At 54.5% G+C, this 19,757-nt stretch carries 16 protein-coding genes, 3 tRNA genes and 3 pseudogenes; 8 read left to right on the plus strand and 14 right to left on the minus strand.

Annotated features, from left to right (window positions below):
* Nucleotides 1–30: 30 nt before the first annotated feature.
* The gene (xerD, locus tag O1Q98_RS08215) at nucleotides 31–930 is read right to left on the minus strand and encodes a site-specific tyrosine recombinase XerD (RefSeq protein WP_125258304.1); all 900 of its coding nucleotides are present in this window, start codon (nucleotides 928–930) and stop codon (nucleotides 31–33) included.
* A gap of 261 nt (nucleotides 931–1,191) precedes the next feature.
* Here xerD and O1Q98_RS08220 point away from each other — a divergent pair, with 261 nt between their 5' ends.
* Nucleotides 1,192–2,517: an MFS transporter gene (locus O1Q98_RS08220; RefSeq protein ID WP_125258303.1), complete on the plus strand. Its 1,326-nt coding sequence runs from the start codon at nucleotides 1,192–1,194 to the stop codon at nucleotides 2,515–2,517.
* A 108-nt stretch (nucleotides 2,518–2,625) separates the two neighbouring features.
* On the plus strand, nucleotides 2,626–3,144 hold the full coding sequence (fldB, locus tag O1Q98_RS08225) for a flavodoxin FldB (protein ID WP_125258302.1): 519 nt from the start codon (nucleotides 2,626–2,628) through the stop codon (nucleotides 3,142–3,144).
* A 146-nt stretch (nucleotides 3,145–3,290) separates the two neighbouring features.
* On the opposite strand, the gene O1Q98_RS08230 is transcribed toward fldB, so the two are convergent.
* Both O1Q98_RS08230 and sdhE read right to left on the minus strand, forming a co-directional pair.
* On the minus strand, nucleotides 3,291–3,722 hold the full coding sequence (locus O1Q98_RS08230; RefSeq protein ID WP_125258301.1) for a protein YgfX: 432 nt from the start codon (nucleotides 3,720–3,722) through the stop codon (nucleotides 3,291–3,293).
* Nucleotides 3,703–3,969 (minus strand): FAD assembly factor SdhE, encoded by a 267-nt coding sequence (gene sdhE, locus O1Q98_RS08235; protein ID WP_125258300.1) that lies wholly within the window; start codon nucleotides 3,967–3,969, stop codon nucleotides 3,703–3,705. The genes O1Q98_RS08230 and sdhE overlap by 20 nt, the downstream gene beginning before the upstream one ends.
* A 314-nt stretch (nucleotides 3,970–4,283) precedes the next feature.
* Here sdhE and ygfZ point away from each other — a divergent pair, with 314 nt between their 5' ends.
* Nucleotides 4,284–5,264, plus strand: coding sequence for a tRNA-modifying protein YgfZ (ygfZ, locus tag O1Q98_RS08240; protein WP_125258299.1), 981 nt, complete (start codon nucleotides 4,284–4,286; stop codon nucleotides 5,262–5,264).
* Between the two features lie 80 nt (nucleotides 5,265–5,344).
* Here the strand turns inward: ygfZ and trhA are convergent, their stop codons facing one another.
* A complete protein-coding gene (gene trhA, locus O1Q98_RS08245) occupies nucleotides 5,345–5,995 on the minus strand; it encodes a PAQR family membrane homeostasis protein TrhA (RefSeq protein ID WP_125258298.1) in 651 nt (216 codons plus the stop codon).
* A gap of 206 nt (nucleotides 5,996–6,201) precedes the next feature.
* Here trhA and O1Q98_RS08250 point away from each other — a divergent pair, with 206 nt between their 5' ends.
* A complete protein-coding gene (locus O1Q98_RS08250) occupies nucleotides 6,202–6,810 on the plus strand; it encodes an HD domain-containing protein (protein ID WP_125258297.1) in 609 nt (202 codons plus the stop codon).
* A gap of 124 nt (nucleotides 6,811–6,934) precedes the next feature.
* Here O1Q98_RS08250 and O1Q98_RS08255 read toward each other — a convergent pair whose 3' ends face one another.
* The 4 genes from O1Q98_RS08255 to gcvT all read right to left on the minus strand — a co-directional run bounded on the left by O1Q98_RS08255 (nucleotide 6,935) and on the right by gcvT (nucleotide 12,253).
* Nucleotides 6,935–7,576, minus strand: coding sequence for a LysE family translocator (locus O1Q98_RS08255; RefSeq protein WP_125258296.1), 642 nt, complete (start codon nucleotides 7,574–7,576; stop codon nucleotides 6,935–6,937).
* Nucleotides 7,577–7,690: 114 nt separating this feature from the next.
* Nucleotides 7,691–10,564 (minus strand): aminomethyl-transferring glycine dehydrogenase, encoded by a 2,874-nt coding sequence (gene gcvP / locus O1Q98_RS08260; protein WP_125258295.1) that lies wholly within the window; start codon nucleotides 10,562–10,564, stop codon nucleotides 7,691–7,693.
* A 151-nt stretch (nucleotides 10,565–10,715) separates the two neighbouring features.
* Nucleotides 10,716–11,123 carry a glycine cleavage system protein GcvH gene (gene gcvH / locus O1Q98_RS08265; RefSeq protein WP_125258294.1) on the minus strand — a complete coding sequence of 136 codons (408 nt, stop codon included), beginning with the start codon at nucleotides 11,121–11,123 and terminating at the stop codon, nucleotides 10,716–10,718.
* 29 nt (nucleotides 11,124–11,152) lie between these two features.
* Nucleotides 11,153–12,253 (minus strand): glycine cleavage system aminomethyltransferase GcvT, encoded by a 1,101-nt coding sequence (gene gcvT / locus O1Q98_RS08270; protein ID WP_125258293.1) that lies wholly within the window; start codon nucleotides 12,251–12,253, stop codon nucleotides 11,153–11,155.
* Between the two features lie 515 nt (nucleotides 12,254–12,768).
* On the opposite strand from gcvT, the pseudogene O1Q98_RS08275 reads away from it, so the two are divergent.
* Nucleotides 12,769–13,218 (plus strand): annotated as a pseudogene (locus O1Q98_RS08275) (iron-containing alcohol dehydrogenase); the annotation flags it as partial.
* Nucleotides 13,219–13,231: 13 nt separating this feature from the next.
* On the opposite strand, the pseudogene O1Q98_RS08280 reads toward O1Q98_RS08275, so the two are convergent.
* Nucleotides 13,232–14,074: pseudogene (locus O1Q98_RS08280) on the minus strand (IS5 family transposase).
* A 66-nt stretch (nucleotides 14,075–14,140) separates the two neighbouring features.
* Here O1Q98_RS08280 and O1Q98_RS08285 point away from each other — a divergent pair.
* A pseudogene (locus tag O1Q98_RS08285) lies at nucleotides 14,141–14,842 on the plus strand (dehydroquinate synthase/iron-containing alcohol dehydrogenase family protein); the annotation flags it as partial.
* A 224-nt stretch (nucleotides 14,843–15,066) separates the two neighbouring features.
* Here the strand turns inward: O1Q98_RS08285 and alsS are convergent.
* Both alsS and budA read right to left on the minus strand, forming a co-directional pair.
* On the minus strand, nucleotides 15,067–16,746 hold the full coding sequence (alsS, locus tag O1Q98_RS08290) for an acetolactate synthase AlsS (protein WP_125258292.1): 1,680 nt from the start codon (nucleotides 16,744–16,746) through the stop codon (nucleotides 15,067–15,069).
* A gap of 65 nt (nucleotides 16,747–16,811) precedes the next feature.
* Nucleotides 16,812–17,594, minus strand: a complete 783-nt coding sequence (gene budA, locus O1Q98_RS08295; protein ID WP_125258284.1) for an acetolactate decarboxylase — start codon at nucleotides 17,592–17,594, stop codon at nucleotides 16,812–16,814.
* Nucleotides 17,595–17,711: 117 nt separating this feature from the next.
* On the opposite strand from budA, the gene O1Q98_RS08300 reads away from it, so the two are divergent.
* Both O1Q98_RS08300 and O1Q98_RS08305 read left to right on the plus strand, forming a co-directional pair.
* A complete protein-coding gene (locus tag O1Q98_RS08300) occupies nucleotides 17,712–18,605 on the plus strand; it encodes a LysR family transcriptional regulator (RefSeq protein ID WP_125258283.1) in 894 nt (297 codons plus the stop codon).
* Between the two features lie 171 nt (nucleotides 18,606–18,776).
* On the plus strand, nucleotides 18,777–19,064 hold the full coding sequence (locus O1Q98_RS08305; protein ID WP_125258291.1) for a DUF1435 family protein: 288 nt from the start codon (nucleotides 18,777–18,779) through the stop codon (nucleotides 19,062–19,064).
* A gap of 163 nt (nucleotides 19,065–19,227) precedes the next feature.
* Here the strand turns inward: O1Q98_RS08305 and O1Q98_RS08310 are convergent.
* From O1Q98_RS08310 to O1Q98_RS08320, 3 genes are all read right to left on the minus strand, one after another.
* Nucleotides 19,228–19,313: transfer RNA gene (locus tag O1Q98_RS08310), tRNA-Leu, on the minus strand.
* 74 nt (nucleotides 19,314–19,387) lie between these two features.
* Nucleotides 19,388–19,473: transfer RNA gene (locus tag O1Q98_RS08315), tRNA-Leu, on the minus strand.
* A gap of 32 nt (nucleotides 19,474–19,505) precedes the next feature.
* Nucleotides 19,506–19,591, minus strand: a tRNA-Leu gene (locus tag O1Q98_RS08320).
* Nucleotides 19,592–19,757 lie beyond the last annotated feature (166 nt).

Here is a 19,757-nt window from a genome sequence, read left to right on the forward strand (position 1 = left end):
CGCCATGACATCCTGTCACTCCACCGGACGTCATGCCCGGGGATGATGTTGTTGATGCAGCGTTTTTAGCCGCTCCGTCGCAACGTGGGTATAAATCTGCGTGGTCGAGAGATCGCTGTGGCCAAGTAACATCTGCACCACACGCAAATCCGCCCCGTGATTCAGCAGGTGGGTTGCAAAGGCATGACGCAAAACATGCGGAGAAAGTTTATTGCTGTCAATAGAGGCAAGTGTCGCATAGTGCTTAATCCGGTGCCAGAAGGTTTGCCGGGTCATTGGCCGGGCGCGATTGCTGGGAAACATCACATCCAGAGTATGCCCATTGAGCAGCCACGGACGACTGTATTGCAAATACTGCTCCAGCCAGTACACCGCCTCTTCACCCAGCGGCACTAACCGCTCTTTATTGCCTTTCCCCACCACCCGCACGACCCCCTGACGCAGGCTGACATCGCTCATCGACAGCCCCACCAGCTCGGAAACACGCAGCCCGGTGGCATACAGCAATTCCAGCATGGCTTTATCACGCAGCTCGATTGGCTGATCGATAGCGGGCGCCGCCAACAACGCATCTACCTGCGCTTCCGTCAGGTCTTTGGGCAGGCGCTGCGCCAGTTTGGGTGACGCCAGCGACGCGCTGGGGTCATCGGTACGCTGTTTTTCGCGGTACAGGTACTGAAATAAGCGACGCATCGCGCTGAGTAAGCGGGCCGAGCTGCTCGCTTTATAGCCGCCCTCCACCCGTTCAGCGAGAAACCCTTGTAAATCGAGAGAGTTGGCCTGCAACACGCCGCTGCCGTGATGCGACAGCCACTGCGCCATCGCATACAGGTCATTACGGTAAGACGACAGCGTATTCTCCGCCAGATTGCGCTCAAGCCACAACGCATCAAGAAACTGTTCGATTAACGCCTGATCCGGTTGTTGCATCTTCCCTCCCGATCGAATAACACTGGGCTCTGCCGTCTATTATGCATGATGGTGCATGTTCGGGGTACAATTCGGTAATCATTCTCAACTTCATCACATCCTGTTGCGAAATGAATCCAGTAACGGATTATATTTTCTTATTCGCCGCTAACCCGGCATGCCTTTCCTGTAAGGCCGGACATCAGACCGGGCGCGGGTTTGAAAAGAAATTTTTTCTATGCATAGAATGCGCGTCCGTGTGTTAAAAAAAAGCAAAAAACTATGCAAGCCTCCATCTCATCCACTCTTGATAATCAAGCTACCGACGCGCCGGTAAACTCGCGCAACAAGGTGGTTGTCGCCTCCCTGATCGGCACCGCCATCGAATTCTTCGACTTTTACATTTACGCAACCGCCGCCGTGCTGGTGTTCCCACATATCTTCTTCCCGCAGGGAGATGCCACCGCCGCTACGCTGCAATCTCTGGCAACCTTCGCCATCGCCTTTGTCGCACGCCCGATTGGTTCGGCGCTATTTGGTCACTTCGGCGATCGCATCGGTCGTAAAGTCACCCTCGTTGCCTCATTGCTGACGATGGGCATTTCCACCGTCTTAATCGGCCTGTTACCGAGCTATGCCACAATTGGCGTACTGGCGCCGATGTTACTGGCGCTGGCCCGCTTCGGTCAGGGGCTCGGTCTTGGCGGCGAATGGGGTGGCGCGGCGCTGCTGGCAACAGAAAATGCACCGGCTAACAAACGCGCGCTGTATGGTTCCTTCCCACAGCTGGGTGCGCCTATCGGTTTCTTTTTTGCCAACGGTACATTTTTACTGCTCTCCTGGGGGCTGACGAACGAACAATTCATGAGCTGGGGCTGGCGCGTGCCGTTTATTGCCTCCGCTGTGTTGGTGATAATCGGCCTGTATGTCCGGGTGTCATTACATGAAACGCCGGTATTTACCAAGGTTGCCAAAGCAGGCAAACAGGTGCGCATCCCGCTGGGTACGTTGCTGAGTAAACATGTGAAAGCGACCGTTCTGGGTACGTTCATCATGCTGGCGACCTATACCTTGTTCTACATCATGACCGTGTATTCCATGACGTATGGCACCACGCCTGCCCCCGCTGGTCTTGGCATTCCCCGGAACAACTTCTTGTGGATGCTGATGATAGCGGTGATTGGTTTTGGTTTGATGATTCCGGTTGCCGGGTATCTGGCCGATGCGCTGGGTCGCCGTAAAACCATGATTGCCGTAACCTGCATTATGCTGGTGTTCGCCATGGCCTTCCCGTCTCTGCTGGGCTCGGGTAATCAGGGGCTTATCATGGCCTTTCTGGTTTGTGGCCTGAGCCTGATGGGGCTGACTTTCGGCCCGATGGGAGCCCTGCTGCCAGAGCTGTTTCCAACCGAGGTGCGTTATACCGGTGCGTCTTTCTCTTATAACGTCTCGTCGATTTTAGGCGCATCCGTCGCACCCTATATTGCCGCCTGGCTCACCAGTCACTACGGGCTGTTCTATGTGGGGGTTTACCTTGCGGCTATGGCATCCTTGACGCTCATCGCCCTGCTGTTAACCAAAGAAACTCGCCACCAGTCACTCGGTTAACCTCTTCTGATTTCGTACAGGGTGGAGGCTGTTGCCTTCACCCTGTACGCCTGCGCCATATTCCGCTAGGCTAGCGCCTTTACTGATGCCATCACCACTCAGACACTTATGAAAATAGGACTTTTTTACGGCTCCAGCACCTGCTACACCGAAATGGCAGCGGAGAAAATCCGCGATGTGCTGGGCGAAGAGCTGGTCGAACTACACAACGTTAAGGACGTTGCGCTTCACACGATGGAGCAGTACGACATCCTGATTTTAGGTATTCCTACCTGGGATTTTGGCGAGATTCAGGAAGACTGGGACTCCGTCTGGGCACAATTACCTACTCTTGATCTGCAAGGAAAAATCGTTGCGCTCTACGGCATGGGAGACCAGGTCGGGTATAGCGAGTGGTTTTTAGACGCACTCGGTATGTTGCATCAGCAGCTCGCGCCGCTGGGCGTGCAGTTTATCGGTTACTGGCCAACAGAGGGTTACGAATTCACCAGCCCAAAACCACTGACGCAAGAGGGGAAACACTTTGTCGGGCTGGCGCTTGATGACGTCAACCAATACGAACTGAGTGAAGCGCGCATTGAACAATGGTGTGAGCAAATCCTGCAAGAAATGTCCGCGTTGCTGTAAACCACGTTATGGGGAGGTCTACGGTGCATAGCAGTGCGTTAAAAAACGGGCATTACGCGCCAGACAGAAAGCCGCTCCCCACAAACAGCACAGGCCATGGCAGGGAAAACGGCTTTCAATAGGTCGCGTATTTAGCGATGACGGGTTTAGTGGTGACGGGAGGACTGAATGCCCGCTAATGGTTGCTGCCGCAATAGCTGGCATAATCGCCGCCACTCTTCACTTCCCATACTGTCAGATGCCAGCCACAGCCGCTGCTGTTCTTTGCCATTCACCGCCCGCAATGACAGCAAGATACCGCTGCGCAACATCCAGGGCCGCCGTACCATCAGCCAGTCCCGCTGTTGCCAACGCAGGCGGTTCTCATCATGCAGCGCTATCTCACCCTGACGCAGTTTAATCACACGCTGGCTGCGCACAAACCCAAACACCACCAGCGTCAGCAGCCCCAGCCATAGTGGTGCATAGCCATCTGGCCAGGGGGCCAGCAGGATCATCAGCACCAGAAAACCGTGCATCATCAGCGAAAACAATTGCATGCGCCAGGATACGCGCAGATCACATTGCCACTGGGCCACGATCTTTATTTCGCGTCTGAATGAGGGACACCATACGTTTCAGGCCCGGATCCTGCGGCTCGCCATGATTCATCAACCAGTTAAACAGATCGGGATCATCGCACTCCAGCAAACGAATAAACTGACGCTTATCATCATCGCTTAACCCGTCATATTCATGCTCAAAAAACGGCATGATGGAGATATCCAATTCGCGCATTCCGCGCCGACATGCCCAGTGAATACGTGATTTATTATCAATATCCATGTTATTTCGCCCGCTTCGCTGTATGGTGACTGCCGCTGGCAACTGACCAGCGGAGTTTTTCTCATTCTACCTGATGGCCTGCCATTAAGAGTAACACTTTGACATATTCTCGCGTATTACTACGCGACCCTTTTACTGAGACATCGCAATAATGCGTGCGCCATCGCACACGCCAAAACCGGATGGTTTGCTTTTCACAACCGTATTCGCTTCGCGTTCCGGTGTGAAAAAAATAGCACCTAAATGACTTGCAAACCCTTGTCGCTCTTTTACCATTGGGCAATCGCTGACATTACGCATCGCAGGATTGTAATATGGCTCATACCTTTACCGCACAACCGCTCTTCTCTTCCACCCACCTGCCCGCCACCCTTATCGCACTCGATGAATGGGCGCTGGTGACAATGACCGGGCCGGACACGGTCAAATACCTTCAGGGGCAGCTCACGGCTGATGTCCCTGCCCTTGCCGCCAACCAACATGTTTTATGCGGCCATTGTGATGCCAAAGGAAAAATGTGGAGCGCATTGCGCCTGTTCCATTATGGCGAAGGGCTGGCCTACCTTGAGCGCCGCAGCCTGCGTGACGCGCAACTGACAGAGCTTAAGAAATACGCCGTCTTTTCCAAAACCACGCTAACGGCTGATGATAGCGTGGTGTTACTGGGTGCGGCGGGTCAGAACATTCGCCACTCTTTGGCCGCACTATTCGACAGCTTGCCTGACGCCGATAATCCGGTCGTGCAACAAGACGGGGCGACGTTACTGCACATTGCGCAGCCTGCCGAACGTTTTGTGCTGGTGCTTAATCAGGCGCGGGCCCAGTCACTACAGGATGCGTTGCTTCCTGCGCTGCCAACCAATGACAGCCGTCAATGGCTGGCGCTGGATATTGAAGCCGGTCTTCCTGTTATTGACAGCGCTAACAGCGCACAGTTCATCCCTCAGGCGACCAATTTGCAAGCATTACAGGGCATTAGCTTCACCAAGGGGTGTTACAGCGGTCAGGAGATGGTGGCGCGCGCCAAATATCGTGGTGCGAACAAACGCGCGCTTTACTGGCTTGCCGGTACAGCGGCGAATGCACCTGCCATCGGTGATGAACTGGAGCTTCAGTTAGGTGAAAACTGGCGTCGTACCGGAACGGTGCTGGCTAGCTGCCAGTTACAGGATGGAACGCTATGGGTGCAGGCCGTGCTCAATAACGACCTGGACGAACAAAGCCTGCTGCGGGTGCGTGATGACAGCAACAGCCGCCTGAATATTCAGGCTCTGCCTTACTCGCTGTTGGACTAACTCACACCGCACGCAGGCGGCCTGAAAGGGCGGGGAGCAACATGCCAGCTCCCCGTACCAATACTCAACAAACCCTGGGTTTACGCCACATACAGGTAGATAGCCAGAAAGTGGCACAGGCTCCCGCCTAGCACAAAACCGTGCCAAATCGCGTGATTAAACGGGATACGTTTGCTGACGTAAAACACCACGCCCACTGTATATACCGCACCGCCCAGCGCCAGCAACGTAACGCCTGCGGCAGACAGCTTTACCGCCAGTTGATATATCACAATCAACGATAACCACCCCATCACCAGATAAGTGATTAATGACAGCACCTCAAAACGGTGGGCAAAAGCCAGTTTGAAAATCACGCCTGACAGGGCCAGGCTCCAGATTGCAATCATCAGCCCATGCGCCAAAGGGGAGTTCAGCCCCACCAGCAAAAACGGCGTATAGGTTCCTGCAATCAACAGGTATATCGCACAGTGGTCTGCTTTTTTCAGCCAGCGCTTGATGCGCTGATGTGGAATCGCATGGTAGAGCGTTGAGGCAAGGAACAACAGAATCAAACTGCCGCCATACAGACTGTAACTGGTAATCGCTGTGGTATCCGCCCCGCTGTTAACCGCCTGCACCAACAGTAAAACCAACCCGACAATCCCCAACACCAAGCCAATTCCGTGACTAATGCTGTTGGCAATCTCCTCTGCCAGCGAATATTCTGATACCTGCGATTTTTTCGTCATAACCTACCTCTTTTTCAACACGTGTGATAAACCCGTCGAACGTACAGCCAACGTGATTGAACACACTTTGTGCAGATTAACTGAGAACCATTCCAGTGTACACCTGTACGCTAAAATAAAGGCTGGCCGCCATCGACAAGCGTTGCGGCATATTCATCACGGGTGACATCCTCTACAATGACCGGGTTAATTACAGGAGGTTAGACATGTCATCAGCGTTACCCGTGCTGGATTTCGGCCCTATGACCGAAGTAGTGCAGTTCTTGATGGAAATCGACAAACTCAAGAGTGTTCAACGCCGTTCAAAGGTGATTGGTACAAACAGACAAGAAGACTCCGCAGAGCACAGCTGGCATTTTGCCGTTGCGGTGATGAGCCTTGCGCCTTATGCCGCACCCGAGATTGACATTGCCCGGGTGCTGAAAATGGCGCTGATTCACGATATCGTGGAAATTGATGCCGGAGACGTACTGGTTTATGACCTCAAAGCCCGTGCCGCCATTCAACAGCAGGAGCAGGCCGCCGCCGCCCGTATTTTTGGCCTGCTGCCGCAACCACAGCATGACCAGTTTCTGGCACTGTGGCATGAGTATGAAGCCGGGGACAGCGCCGAAGCCCGTTTTGCATTGATGATTGACCGGGTGATGCCGGTACTGATGAACCTGCATAACGGCGGCCAGAGCTGGGTGGAGCACGGCATTCGTCTGGAACAGGTATTAAGCCGCAATGCCTTTATCGGCGAGATTTACCCTGCACTTTGGCATTACCTGAAACAGCATCTTGAGCAGGCGCAAACGAAAGGCTGGCTAAAGTAAACAGCACCCGCCAGCGTGAGCGGTATGTCAAACCGCTCACAATACGATTCAACAATATGATTCAACAATAATTAATACGTAATATATTCAGTCTATTGCGACGTTCAGCCCATCTCTCACGTCTTCAGTTTTTGGCCGAAAGCGCCAGTTTTACGCCCAATGAAATAAACAGTGCGCCGATGGTTTTATTTAGCCAGAAACGCACCGCCGTGTTGACTTTCAGGCGGTGGCTGGCCATGGCGGTCGAGACAGCAAGAAAGTGATACCACAGCATGCCGCTTGTATTGAAAATCAACCCTAACACAATGAATGCCAGCGCCTTTTGTGGTGTCTGTGGGTCAATAAACTGTGGCACAAACGCCAGAAAAAACAGCGCAACTTTCGGGTTCAGCACATTGGTGAGAAACCCTTGCCAGTAAACCTTACGTTTAGAGAGCAACAGCGGGCTGGCGGGTGTGAGAGCAGAGGCAGATAGCGTAGCTTTCGCCAGCAGCGCCTGTACCCCCATATAAATCAAGTAGGCGGCGCCTAGCACTTTTACCACGGTAAAAGCGGCGGCGGAGGTCGCTAAAATAGCGGATAACCCCAGTGCGGCCGCCAGCACATGCACCAATGTCCCCGAACCTATCCCCAGCGCCGCCGCTGACCCGACACGCCATCCGCGAGAGGCGCTGTTTGTCATTATCAGTAATGAATCCGGGCCCGGCATAATGTTGAGTAAAATCCCAGACAAGATAAACAGTGACAGATCGTGAATCCCTAACATCCTTCCTCACCTTCATTGTGTTGTGTCTGTGCCATGCCATACATCCTGACACGCAAAAAAACGGGCACTACTCACGTCGTGCCCGTTACAGATACCGTCAGGAAGCCGTGACGCTTACTGGTACTCGCTTACCGGCACGCAAGAGCAGAACAGGTTACGGTCGCCATACACATCATCAAGGCGCTTCACCGCCGGCCAATATTTATGGGCCTGACCCGCCGGGAATACGGCCAATTCACGGCTGTATGGGTGTGACCATTCCGCCACCAGTTCAGCCTGAGTATGCGGCGCATTCACCAGCGGATTATCATCCTGCGGCCACTCGCCTGCCGCAACACGGTCAATCTCGGCGCGAATCGCCAGCATCGCATCAATAAATCTCTCCAGTTCGACGCGGCTTTCCGACTCGGTCGGCTCAATCATCAGCGTCCCCGCCACCGGGAATGACATGGTCGGCGCATGGAAGCCATAATCGATAAGGCGCTTGGCGATATCCATCTCGCTGATGCCGGTGCGCTCTTTCAGCGGGCGCATATCCAAAATACACTCATGCGCCACCCGGCCATCACGACCGGTATACAGCACCGGATAGGCCTCTTGCAGACGCGTCGCCACATAGTTGGCGTTCAAAATCGCCACCTGACTGGCCTGCTTAAGCCCTTCGGAGCCCATCATGCGAATGTACATCCAACTGATAGGCAGGATAGACGCGCTACCAAAGGGCGCCGCCGACACCGCCCCCTGCCGCGTCAGCACACCGTTAATCGCCACCACCTGATGACCGGGCACAAACGGCGCCAGATGCGCTTTCACCCCAATCGGCCCCATGCCGGGGCCGCCACCGCCGTGCGGAATGCAAAAGGTTTTATGCAGATTCAGGTGCGACACATCAGCACCGATGTAGCCCGGCGAGGTAATGCCAACCTGCGCATTCATGTTCGCGCCATCCAGGTACACCTGGCCGCCGAACTGATGCACGATTTGGCACACTTCACGGATAGTTTCCTCATACACGCCGTGCGTAGACGGGTACGTCACCATAATGCAAGACAGCGCCTCATCCGACTGCTGCGCTTTTTCCCGCAGGTCATTGAGGTCGATATTGCCCTGCTTATCACACGCCACCACCACTACTTGCATTCCCGCCATCTGAGCCGATGCCGGGTTAGTGCCGTGCGCCGAACTGGGGATCAGGCAAATCGTGCGTTCGCCTTCACCACGGCTTTCGTGATAACGGCGGATCGCCAGCAAACCGGCATATTCCCCCTGCGCCCCGGAGTTTGGCTGCATGCACACCGCGTCATAACCGGTCAGTCGCACCAGCCAATCGGATAACTGCGTAATCAGTTGACGATACCCCAATGCCTGATCGGGCGGGCAGAACGGGTGCAGTTCGGCAAATTCCGGCCAGGTGATCGGTAACATTTCGGCCACGGCATTCAGCTTCATCGTACAAGAGCCAAGCGGGATCATCGCCTGATTGAGCGCCAGATCTTTACTCTCCAGACGATGCAAATAACGCATCATCTCGGTTTCACTGTGATATTGATTGAAGACCGGATGAGCCAAAATGTCATCCGTGCGCAGCAACGCCGGTGGGATGGAGGCACTGCTGTGGGCAAGCGCGGCATCCAGCGTATCAATATCCAGCCCGTGGTTGTCGCCCAGCAACACGGCAAACAGCGCCAGCACATCATGACGGGTGGTAGTTTCATCAAGCGCTATCCCGACAGCGCCATCCAGATCGGCTCTCAGGTTAATACCGGCGCTCATGGCACGGTGCAGTAACGCTGCTTTATCTGCCACCTCAACGGTCAAGGTGTCAAACCAGGTGTGATGGCGCAGGGTCATGCCGCGCTGCACCAGCCCGGCGGCCAGAATATCGGTGAAACGGTGAATACGGCGGGCAATGCGTTTTAATCCCTGCGGGCCGTGATACACAGCATACATCCCGGCGATATTCGCCAGCAGCACCTGCGAAGTACAAATATTGGAGTTGGCTTTTTCACGGCGGATATGTTGCTCACGGGTCTGCATCGCCATACGCAGCGCGGTATTACCGGCCGCATCGCGCGACACCCCGATAATACGGCCCGGCATCGCACGTTTGTATTCGTCGCGGCAGGCAAAGAACGCCGCATGCGGGCCGCCATAGCCCATCGGCACGCCAAAACGCTGCGCCGACCCCAGCACGATATCCGCGCCTTGCGCGCCCGGTGCGGCTAACAGCACCTGCGCCATGATGTCAGACACCACGCTGATAATGATTTTACGGTTTTTCAGTTCCGCCATCAGCGCACGGTAGTCATGCAGCTCGCCGGTGGTGCCGAGGTATTGCAGCAACACGCCGAACACGCCCTCTTGTTCCAGCGCCTCGTGCGCTTTCCCGGTCACAATCTCAAAGCCGAAGGTCTCTGCGCGCGTGCGCACCACATCCAGCGTTTGCGGATGCACATCCTCTGCGACAAAGAAACGGTTCGCCTGCTTGAGCTTGCTGACGCGTTTGGCCATCGCCATCGCTTCTGCTGCGGCCGTCGCCTCATCCAACAACGAGGCGGAAGCCAGTTCGAGCCCGGTTAAATCCTGCGTCACCTGCTGAAAATTCAGCAACGCCTCCAGACGCCCCTGCGACACTTCCGGCTGATACGGCGTATAAGCGGTATACCAGCCCGGGTTTTCCAGCACATTACGGAGAATGACCGGCGGCGTTAGCACGGCGTGATAACCCATGCCGATATAGCTTTTATAGCGCAGGTTAAGGTTGGCGATAGACTTCAGTTCTGCCAACGCCTGCGCCTCCGTCGCCCCCTCCCCCACCGCAGGCGGCTGCGACAGGTGAATATCTGCGGGCACAATCTGGCGAATCAGCCCGGCAAGAGAATCCGCGCCAATCGCCTGCAACATCTGCTGCTGTTGGCTATCCGACGGGCCGATATGACGCTCGATAAAAGCATGAGCGTGTTCAAGTTCACTGAGGGTCTGGATCATGGGGGGAATTTCCTGCATTTAGCACCGTGATATGCCTCAAACGGTATCAATACGCCGCAGACATACCGCAACAGACAACAAAATAAAACCGATCGCAAAACCTGCGGGCAACGGTCATGCCCTGCCGCCATCAGGCCGCAGGGCTGCCGCGTTATTCGTCTTCGTCGCCGTCTTCTTCTGCCAGCAACGCCTGATAGCCTTCGGCATCCAGCAATTCATTGAGCTCTGACTCATCAGCGGCTTTGATGCGGAACAACCAGCCTTCCGCATAAGGTGCGCTGTTCACCAGCTCAGGCGCGCCCTCTAATTCATCATTCACTTCAACGATTTCGCCACTCAGCGGCGCATAGATATCTGAAGCGGCTTTAACCGACTCGGCTACGGCGCAATCGTCACCGGCGTTCACCGTGCTGCCTACTTCCGGCAGATCGACAAACACCATATCACCCAGCAACTCCTGAGCGTGCTCGGTAATCCCTACGCTGTAAATGCCATTGCCTTCCGCCATCACCCATTCATGGGAGGAGGTATATTTCAGTTCTGCCGGAACATTGCTCATTGCCACTTTCTCCTTACTTAAGCCAAAAATTAAAACTGAACCAGCGCCTTACCGGCGCGGACAAAATTTGGTTTGGTGACATGCACCGGCAGCTCACGATTGCGAATCAGCACGGTTGCCTGCTCACCGATACCCGCAGGCACACGGGCCAGCGCCACGCTGACGCCCAATGTTGGCGAGAATGACCCGCTGGTGATGACGCCCTCTTGCACCACGTTGTTCGCGTCGGTAAAACGCACCGTCTGACCATGACGCAACACGCCTTTTTCGGTCATCACCAGGCCCACCAGTTGTTCGGTGCCTTGCGCCTGCTGGCGCTCCAGCGCCTCGCGGCCAATAAACTGGCGCTCTTGCGGCTGCCAGGCTATCGTCCAGCCCATATTGGCGGCCAGCGGTGACACGGTTTCATCCATGTCCTGACCATACAGGTTCATGCCCGCTTCCAGACGCAGCGTGTCACGCGCGCCCAAACCACAGGGTTTTACGCCAGCGGCCAGCAACTGTTGCCAGAAACTCACCGCCTGCGCCTGCGGCAGGGCAATTTCGTAGCCTGCTTCGCCAGTATAGCCAGTGGTGGCAATAAATAACTCGTCGGCCTGCACACCGAAGAACGGTTTCATACCCGCAATCTGTTCACACTGCGCCGCACTTAACAGGCTGCGCACTTTTTCCTGCGCCTGCGGCCCTTGCACCGCTATCAGCGACAGGTCTTCACGCTCGGTGAGCGTCACCCCAAACGGTTTGGCGTGCTCGCTAATCCAGGCCAGGTCCTTCTCACGGGTGGCGGAGTTCACCACCAGACGGAAATAATCTTCGCTCTGAAAATAGACGATTAAATCGTCGATCACGCCCGCAGACGGCGTCAGCATCGCGGTGTAGAGCGCCTTGCCGGGTTGGGTCAGTTTGGCGACGTCGTTGGCCAGTAAGTAACGTAAAAATTCGCGCACCCGGGCGCCGCGCAAATCGACAATGGTCATGTGTGAAACATCAAACATACCGGCGCTGTTACGCACGATGTGATGCTCATCAAGCTGCGAGCCATAATGCAGCGGCATCATCCAGCCATGGAAGTCCACCATCTTGGCACCATCGGCCAGATGCTGTTGATACAACGGAGTGTGGTTTGCCATTTTTCTCTTCTCTACGCCTTTCTACGTTAGCCGCGCGTTGTGACGCCAGGCCCCACGACGCAAACGTTTATCCTGCCATTGAACTTACCACCGAAATGCGCCCGCCACCACACCCTTAGTCATAAGTTTATCTATATAAAACATAAAACCCCCGACCTGTCTCGCACCATCATCATCAGAATTAAAAACCAAAAATAATTATAAAATAATTTTTTAATCTCACAATATAGTTATTTACTGAACACTAAATACAAAAAACACCGCTATCGAAGTGGGTTATCAGATAACAAAAAAGCATTAATCATTATATAAAGTAATGCGAAAAAAACCTGAAATTAGATTATTTCAGGTCAGTTACGTCATTGTTAATGCCCGTGCAGTATGGCGTTTTGTGATAGCTCTCACGGCTATCTTCCCCTCAGCGCCAGCGCGGTGCTGATGATGGCAATAACCGGAAGGTGGCGGGGTGTAAGAGGTTCACACTGTGGTTTATCAACGAAAACAGGAGCGTAGTGATGACACACAGAATGATACTCAATGAGACGTCATATTTTGGCCAAGGCGCGATAGCTCACCTGACGCAAGAGGTGCAACGGCGCGGTTTTCATAAAGCGCTGGTCGTGACGGACAGCGAGCTGGTGGCGCATGGGGTGGCGGGCAAAGTCACCCGCCTGCTCGATAACGCCGGCCTGCCTTATGATGTCTATGACGGCGTTATTCCTAACCCGACTATTGCCATTGTGCATCAGGGCGTGAAGCGTTTTCAGGAGGCTGCCGCCGACTACCTGATTGCTATCGGCGGCGGCTCGCCGCAAGACACCAGTAAAGCCATCGGCATTATTATCAACAACCCGGAATTTGCCGATGTGCGCAGCCTCGAAGGGGTCGCCGCCACGCGCAAACCCAGCGTGCCGATTTTCGCCATTCCGACCACCTCCGGCACCGCCGCAGAAGTGACCATCAACTAGGCTGTGTCCCTTAACTTAACAACCGCTTTAAAAATAACCTGATCGCTCCCAGTTTTAGCATACTCAGGTAGTTTCTGGCCGTTTTCTCCGAGCGGGTGGCAATACGGCGATTTTCTTTAAGTATCGCAAAGCAACGCTCCACGACATTGCGTTTTTTGTACAGGCGCGTGTCGAGGGGGCGACGTCCGTCCTGACTGGCCTTCTCATTCGATTTAAACGGAATAACCGCTTTTATTCCTTTCATTTTCAAGTGAATGCGAAGGTTTTTACCTGAATAACCCTTATCCGCCAGCACCGCTTTCGGACGTGATTTCAGGTGCCCGCTTTTTCGGATAATCCGACCCGGTTGAGCAACGTTTCCGCGTATCGGCTTTCGTGGGCCTGTCCACCGCTCAGGCAAAAACTCAGTGGTAATCCTGTGCCATCTGTCGCCAGATGGATTTTGGTGCCAAAGCCGCCGCGAGAGCGACCCAGCCCATGGTCCTCGCATTCATCGGGATGTTTTTTTCGCACCGGCGGCCGCTTTCAGGGCGCGAACGTTACTGCCATCCAGCGCGATAACATCCCAGTCTATCAGCGCTTTTTCATCCAGAATCTGGAGTAATTTATTGAAAATGCTGTTCATTATTCCGGCTTTAGACCACCGATTGAAGCGGTTGTAAATGGTTTTCCATTGACCATAACGCTCAGGTAAGTCCCGCCAGGGTGCGCCAGAGCAAAGCACCCAAAATATGCCATTCATGACATGTCTGTGCGCAAAATAAGGACGCCCGCCTCGGGAAGAGCCTCTTTCAGGTGGCAGCATGGGAGAAATCAACGCCCAGGCGTCATCGGGAAAATCGTAACGAGCCAAATTAAAGGACTTTTTGTGGTGAAATCATGTCCCTGATTGTACAAAAAATAGTTACGGGACACACCCTACGTCATCACCGATGAAGAGAAACGGCGCAAATTTGTTTGCGTTGACCCGCACGACATTCCGATTGTGTCGTTTATTGATGCTGACATGATGCGCTCTATGCCCGCCTCTCTTAAAGCCGCAACCGGTATTGACGCGCTCACCCACGCCATCGAAGGCTTTACCACCCTCGCTGCCTGGGAGTTGACCGACATGCTGCACTTAAAAGCCATCGAGATTATCAGCCGCTCACTGCGTGATTCGGTGGCGGGCAACGATAAAGGCGTCGAAGATATGGCGTTGGGCCAATATATTGCCGGAATGGGCTTTTCTAATGTCGGGCTGGGGCTGGTACACGGTATGGCACATCCGCTGGGGGCGTTCTACAACACGCCGCACGGGGTGGCGAACGCGATTCTGCTGCCGCACATTATGGCCTGGAATGCCGATTACACCGGTGAAAAGTACCGTGCGATCGCGCAGGCCATGGGGGTAAAAGAGGCCGCGACGCTGCCGCTGGCACACGCCAGAGCCGCCGCGATTGAGGCCGTCACCCAACTGGCTCGGGATGTGGATATTCCGCCGCGCTTGCGTCAGGTTGGCGTCAAAGAGCAAGACATTCCGGCGCTGGCGCAGGCCGCGTTTGACGATGTCTGCACCGGCGGTAATCCTCGGCCAGCCAGTGTGCAAGAGATTGCGGCGCTCTATCAGTCAATTTACTGACACCAGTCAATTTACTGATTCGCTGCTGTTCACAGAAAAAATGCGCGTCCAGCCAGTCTCAGGCTTCGCCCTGCAACACCTGGCGATGTATGGCAGGGGCAGAGCCCCGTGTCGGAGTGTCAGGACGCGTAGAGCAACCTCGCTGCCGTGGCAGCCATCGTCTGGCGGCACGGCAGTGGGGCTCAAAGGCTGCACGTTATTTATGCAGCAGGTAGGGAACGTAGTTAGATAAGCTGGCTGATATTCACATTTTCCATCAGATAATGGTTGTCGGAGTAATCCACCGGGATCGCGATAACGGCGGGGCCCTCCACCCCCATCGCCTGCCAAAGCTTGGGCACCAGTTCACTGGCTGACTCCACCGCGAACCCTTTCGCGCCAAACGCCTCGGCGTAAGCTTTAAAATCGATCGGCCCGAAGGTGACGCCGGATGTACGCCGATATTTTTTCTCCTCCTGAATTGCCACCATGTTATAGGCGTTATCCACCCAAATGATGTGCAGAATATTGGCGTTTAAGCGCACGGCGGTTTCCAGCTCCATACTCGACTGCATAAATCCGCCATCGCCGGATACCGACACCACCTTCTGATGCGGGTTCACCAGCGCGGCGGCAATCGCCCACGGCAGAGCGACCCCCATAGTCTGCTGGCCGTTGGTCATCAAAATCTGGCGGGCGCGGAAACTGTAGAGATAACGCGCCAGCCAGATATGGAAACTGCCCATATCCACGCACAGCGTCACGTCTTGGTTTATCAGGTCTTGCATCACCCGCACCAGCCGCAGAGGGTGAATGGCAAACCCCTCCATGTTAATCGCCCGGGTGGCCAGCTCGTGACGTAGCTGACGGCGTTCGGCCAGAATCTGCTGCGCCGTTGCAGAGAGTGCAATCGGTGAGCGTAACTGTTGATTGAGCATATCAATGGTGATGCTGATATCACCGACCAGCTCGATATCCGGGCGATAGGCGCTCTCAACCTCAGCGGGAAGCACATCAATATGCACCAGCGTCGCATGACCGCTATTCCACAGCGCAGGCGCATACTCAACCGGGCTGTAGCCGACGGTGACAATCAAATCGGCCTGCTGTAGCAGCTTGTCGCCCGCCTGATTGTTAAACAACCCCACCCGCCCGGCGAAATGGTCGAAATGTTGTTGATCGATAACACCGGCGGCCTGATAGGTGCTGGTGACAGGTAAACGGCTCTGATGCAGCAAGCGGCGCAGCGCATCGGCATTTTTCGGCTGGCTGGCCATCAGCCCCAACAGCAAAATGGGGTTTTTAGCCTGTTGAATCAGGCTGACTACCCGCTCAACATCCGCTGGCGGCGCGCTGTTTAACGTGGGTAATTCACTGCGCGCCAGCACCGCGCTGGTCACAGGCTCGTTGACGATATCCTCAGGCAGGCTGATAAATGCCGCACCGGGGCGGCCAAATTCCGCCGCGCGAAACGCATTGGCCATCACCTCGGAGATAGCCGACGAGACCGTGATTTCGGCGCTGTATTTACTCACCGGCTGAAACAAACTCACCGTATCAAGGCTCTGATGAGTGAGCTTTAGGCGATCGGCACGTTTCACCGCACCGCCCAGCGCGACCATCGGGTCGCCCTCTGCCGTAGCGGTCGCAAGCCCCGTCACCAGATTGGAGCAGCCCGGCCCGGATGTCACCATCGTCACTCCCGCTTTTCCGGTCAGGCGACCAATGGCTGCGGCCATAAACGCGCCGTTGGCTTCGTGGCGCACGGCAATGGTTTGGATGGGTGAGTCTTCCAATGCATCGAATACGCGGTCGATTTTGGCACCCGGGATACCAAAGACATACTTCACGCCTTGTTGCTCAAGGTGTTTAACAATCAACTGAGCCCCGCTTGACCAGCGCTGTTGGGCGTCCCTATTTTCCATCATGTTTATCCTCTGCGTAACGATGTGCTTTTACTGTGAGTCGCTGACTGATGCACGCTTTCACGTTAGCTCTCGACTGAGTGAATCACCTGGTCGAGATCTTCAGGGGATAAATTGGCCTTGAGGAAATCCCTGTCACGAGGAAGGTCAATCACCAGTTTGGCGATGGTGCCGAACGTCAGCACCCCCTCTTCGAGTTGGTAATCCAGAATATGCCCACCGCCTTGGCGGTTATCGGTAATAAAGTGTTCGTGATAACCAGCCACATTAATCCCCTGCACATAAGCAGGACTACGAAAACCGATGGCGCTACCCTGACAGTGTTCAAAATGGAACGTAGGCTGTTGGGCAACCGCTTCGAGCATCGGTTTATAAGGGCGTTCCTGGCGGGGCACCGTGCGGGTTTCAACATGGCTAAAATGGCCATCGATCCGCAGGGCGCAAAACAGATTGTCGGTGGCGACAAAATCGTTAATACGTTGATGAATCGCCTCACGACGAATGGCCCGAGTAAAATGAACCTGCTCGGTTGGCCGGAAAAACGTCATCACCGCAAAAGGTGTTTTCTGATGGGGCTGCGCTGCACGCGCGCTGCCATCTTCGCGTAACTGGAAAATACGGCTGTTAAGCGCCACCAGCTCGCCATCCAGATTATTAAACGTCCCTAATCCGAAATCACCATGCTCCAGCAATTCCGACATCGTGGTCTGGCCTTCATACAGGCCATTAATCAGGCCGCTCATTAATGAGGTCTGATAGATAACGCTTTCTGGATGCTGTTGCTGATGATGAAGTGCAAAGCTGGCCAGTTCCGCAACGCAAGGATCGACACAGTTGACCTCTTTCATATTTTTTCCTTTCCGACGATCGGCAACTTAAATTTTTTTAATGTTTCGCTTGAATATTGACGTGCGTCACACCAAAGTTCCAATACAGAAAGGTGGCCATTTGGAGATCGAAAATATATGGAATTACGTTATCTGCGCTATTTTGTCGCAGTGGCCTCAACCCGGCATTTTACCCGTGCGGCGGAACAACTGGGCATTTCGCAACCGCCACTTAGTCAGCAAATTCAAAAACTTGAGAGGGAAGTCGGTACGCCGCTATTCAAACGCCTGACGCGCGGCGTAGAGATGACCGACGCAGGCGAAGCGCTGTATCAGGATGCCAGCCACATTCTGGAACTGACCGATTCAGCGCTGGAACGGGTGCGCAGCATTGCGCGCGGCGAGCATGGGGTGATTAATGTCGGCTTTTCCTGTGCCGTAACATTCCATCCGGTCGTCCTCACCTTGTTGCAGCACTACCGCCAGCGCTACCCGCATGTGCGCCTGCAACCTCGTGAAGAGCATATCGACCAAATACTGGAAAGCCTGCGCAACCGCACCACGGACATTGCCTTTGTGCGCCTGCCCAGCGATATCGGTGATGAATTCGAAGGCGAGTTGCTGGTCAACGAGCCAATGCAACTGGTATTACCGCAGCACCATCCCCTCAGCCAACAGACACACATCACGTTGAGTCAATTACAGCGTGAACCGTTGATCATTTTCCCGCGTGAACTGTGCCCCAGCCTTCACGACATGATAGTGCGCGCCTGTTATCTGTCTGGCTACCAGCCTGCTATTCATCCGCTGGCTCCGCATATCACCGCCACCATCAGCATGGTCGCGTCGGGGTTCGGCATTACTTTCGTGCCTGAATCACTCTCCAGCATCCAGACCGGCAATGTCACCTATCACGATACCGGCGAGCCCCATCTGACCACGCAAATCGCAGTTATCTGGCGTAAGCACGACCGCAGCGCCACGTTGATGAATATGCTGCAACTGGTGCGACATCACCTGAAAAATCGCTGAGTAGGCAGGCATCGCCTGCTAACGCTTGCCGCAGGCGAACCGGACGGACTATTTCTCTTTACGGCCAGATAAGTTATCGCGCGGGTGCAGCAAATCATGCTCTGCGCTGTTGTCTGAGATGAAAACTGGTATATGATATTGGTTATCATTATCATCAATGAGACAACCATCATGCTGACCGCCATGATAGCTGCCTGCGGGCTATGGGGAGTAAGCTGGTACTTTGGTAAACGCCTGTCGAGTGCGTGGGGAGTGCTGTTGCCTGCCGCATTAATGCCCTTGCTGGCATTGCCTGCGCTGAATCTGACACATCTGAAATGCATCTGTATGCTGGCTATGCTCATTACCTTAAGCATGTTGTTCCATCCTCGTCTGCGCCACTACCTGCTGCTGCCTTCCTGCATTGCGCTGGCAGGCGGCCTGGCGGCACTTTCTGTTACGCTGATGAAAATAGGCTAATACGCCAGCGAGACATGGGATATCAACCGACATAACGTCAACCTGACAGGGGAAACGGTAAAAATCGCGTGAGTCACGTGAGTAAAACGAAAATCGTGATGACGAAGAAGAAGAATCTGTGAGGTTTTGCCCGGAGCATGCGGCGAGGATTGTGAAGATGATGTGGTGCGAAGAGAGGGACTTGAACCCTCACGTCCTAAGCACACTAACACCTGAAGCTAGCGCGTCTACCAATTCCGCCACCTTCGCACTGTGTAAACTACGGTACTACCTGAATATCTTGGCTGAACAAGATATCTTGCTAACGATAATGTGTATCCCAGTGGTGCGAAGAGAGGGACTTGAACCCTCACGTCCTAAGGACACTAACACCTGAAGCTAGCGCGTCTACCAATTCCGCCACCTTCGCAGGTACTGAGTGATACAAATTCGTGGTGATTGTGGTGCGAAGAGAGGGACTTGAACCCTCACGTCCTAGGGACACTAACACCTGAAGCTAGCGCGTCTACCAATTCCGCCACCTTCGCAAACCCAGCAACATTACATCACATAATGCCACCACGGAGGCGCATTCTAGAGATTTTCGCACCAACGTCAATCATTATTTCCGCCAGATACCCGCAGTTGCCGTAAAAAGCAGCACCCGGACAACACGGGCCTGACCCGCGCAGCCAGCGGTTGAGTGGCTGGCAT

The sequence above is a fragment of the Dickeya lacustris genome (assembly GCF_029635795.1).
Classification (GTDB): domain Bacteria; phylum Pseudomonadota; class Gammaproteobacteria; order Enterobacterales; family Enterobacteriaceae; genus Dickeya; species Dickeya lacustris.

What these genes read in the sequence shown, in the direction of transcription:
- xerD (WP_125258304.1), bottom strand. Translation starts at nt 930, where the DNA reads ATGCAACAACCGGATCAGGCGTTAATCGAACAGTTTCTTGATGCGTTG.
- O1Q98_RS08220 (WP_125258303.1), top strand. Translation starts at nt 1,192, where the DNA reads ATGCAAGCCTCCATCTCATCCACTCTTGATAATCAAGCTACCGACGCG.
- fldB (WP_125258302.1), top strand. Translation starts at nt 2,626, where the DNA reads ATGAAAATAGGACTTTTTTACGGCTCCAGCACCTGCTACACCGAAATG.
- sdhE (WP_125258300.1), bottom strand. Translation starts at nt 3,969, where the DNA reads ATGGATATTGATAATAAATCACGTATTCACTGGGCATGTCGGCGCGGA.
- ygfZ (WP_125258299.1), top strand. Translation starts at nt 4,284, where the DNA reads ATGGCTCATACCTTTACCGCACAACCGCTCTTCTCTTCCACCCACCTG.
- trhA (WP_125258298.1), bottom strand. Translation starts at nt 5,995, where the DNA reads ATGACGAAAAAATCGCAGGTATCAGAATATTCGCTGGCAGAGGAGATT.
- O1Q98_RS08250 (WP_125258297.1), top strand. Translation starts at nt 6,202, where the DNA reads ATGTCATCAGCGTTACCCGTGCTGGATTTCGGCCCTATGACCGAAGTA.
- O1Q98_RS08255 (WP_125258296.1), bottom strand. Translation starts at nt 7,576, where the DNA reads ATGTTAGGGATTCACGATCTGTCACTGTTTATCTTGTCTGGGATTTTA.
- gcvP (WP_125258295.1), bottom strand. Translation starts at nt 10,564, where the DNA reads ATGATCCAGACCCTCAGTGAACTTGAACACGCTCATGCTTTTATCGAG.
- gcvH (WP_125258294.1), bottom strand. Translation starts at nt 11,123, where the DNA reads ATGAGCAATGTTCCGGCAGAACTGAAATATACCTCCTCCCATGAATGG.
- gcvT (WP_125258293.1), bottom strand. Translation starts at nt 12,253, where the DNA reads ATGGCAAACCACACTCCGTTGTATCAACAGCATCTGGCCGATGGTGCC.
- alsS (WP_125258292.1), bottom strand. Translation starts at nt 16,746, where the DNA reads ATGGAAAATAGGGACGCCCAACAGCGCTGGTCAAGCGGGGCTCAGTTG.
- budA (WP_125258284.1), bottom strand. Translation starts at nt 17,594, where the DNA reads ATGAAAGAGGTCAACTGTGTCGATCCTTGCGTTGCGGAACTGGCCAGC.
- O1Q98_RS08300 (WP_125258283.1), top strand. Translation starts at nt 17,712, where the DNA reads ATGGAATTACGTTATCTGCGCTATTTTGTCGCAGTGGCCTCAACCCGG.
- O1Q98_RS08305 (WP_125258291.1), top strand. Translation starts at nt 18,777, where the DNA reads ATGCTGACCGCCATGATAGCTGCCTGCGGGCTATGGGGAGTAAGCTGG.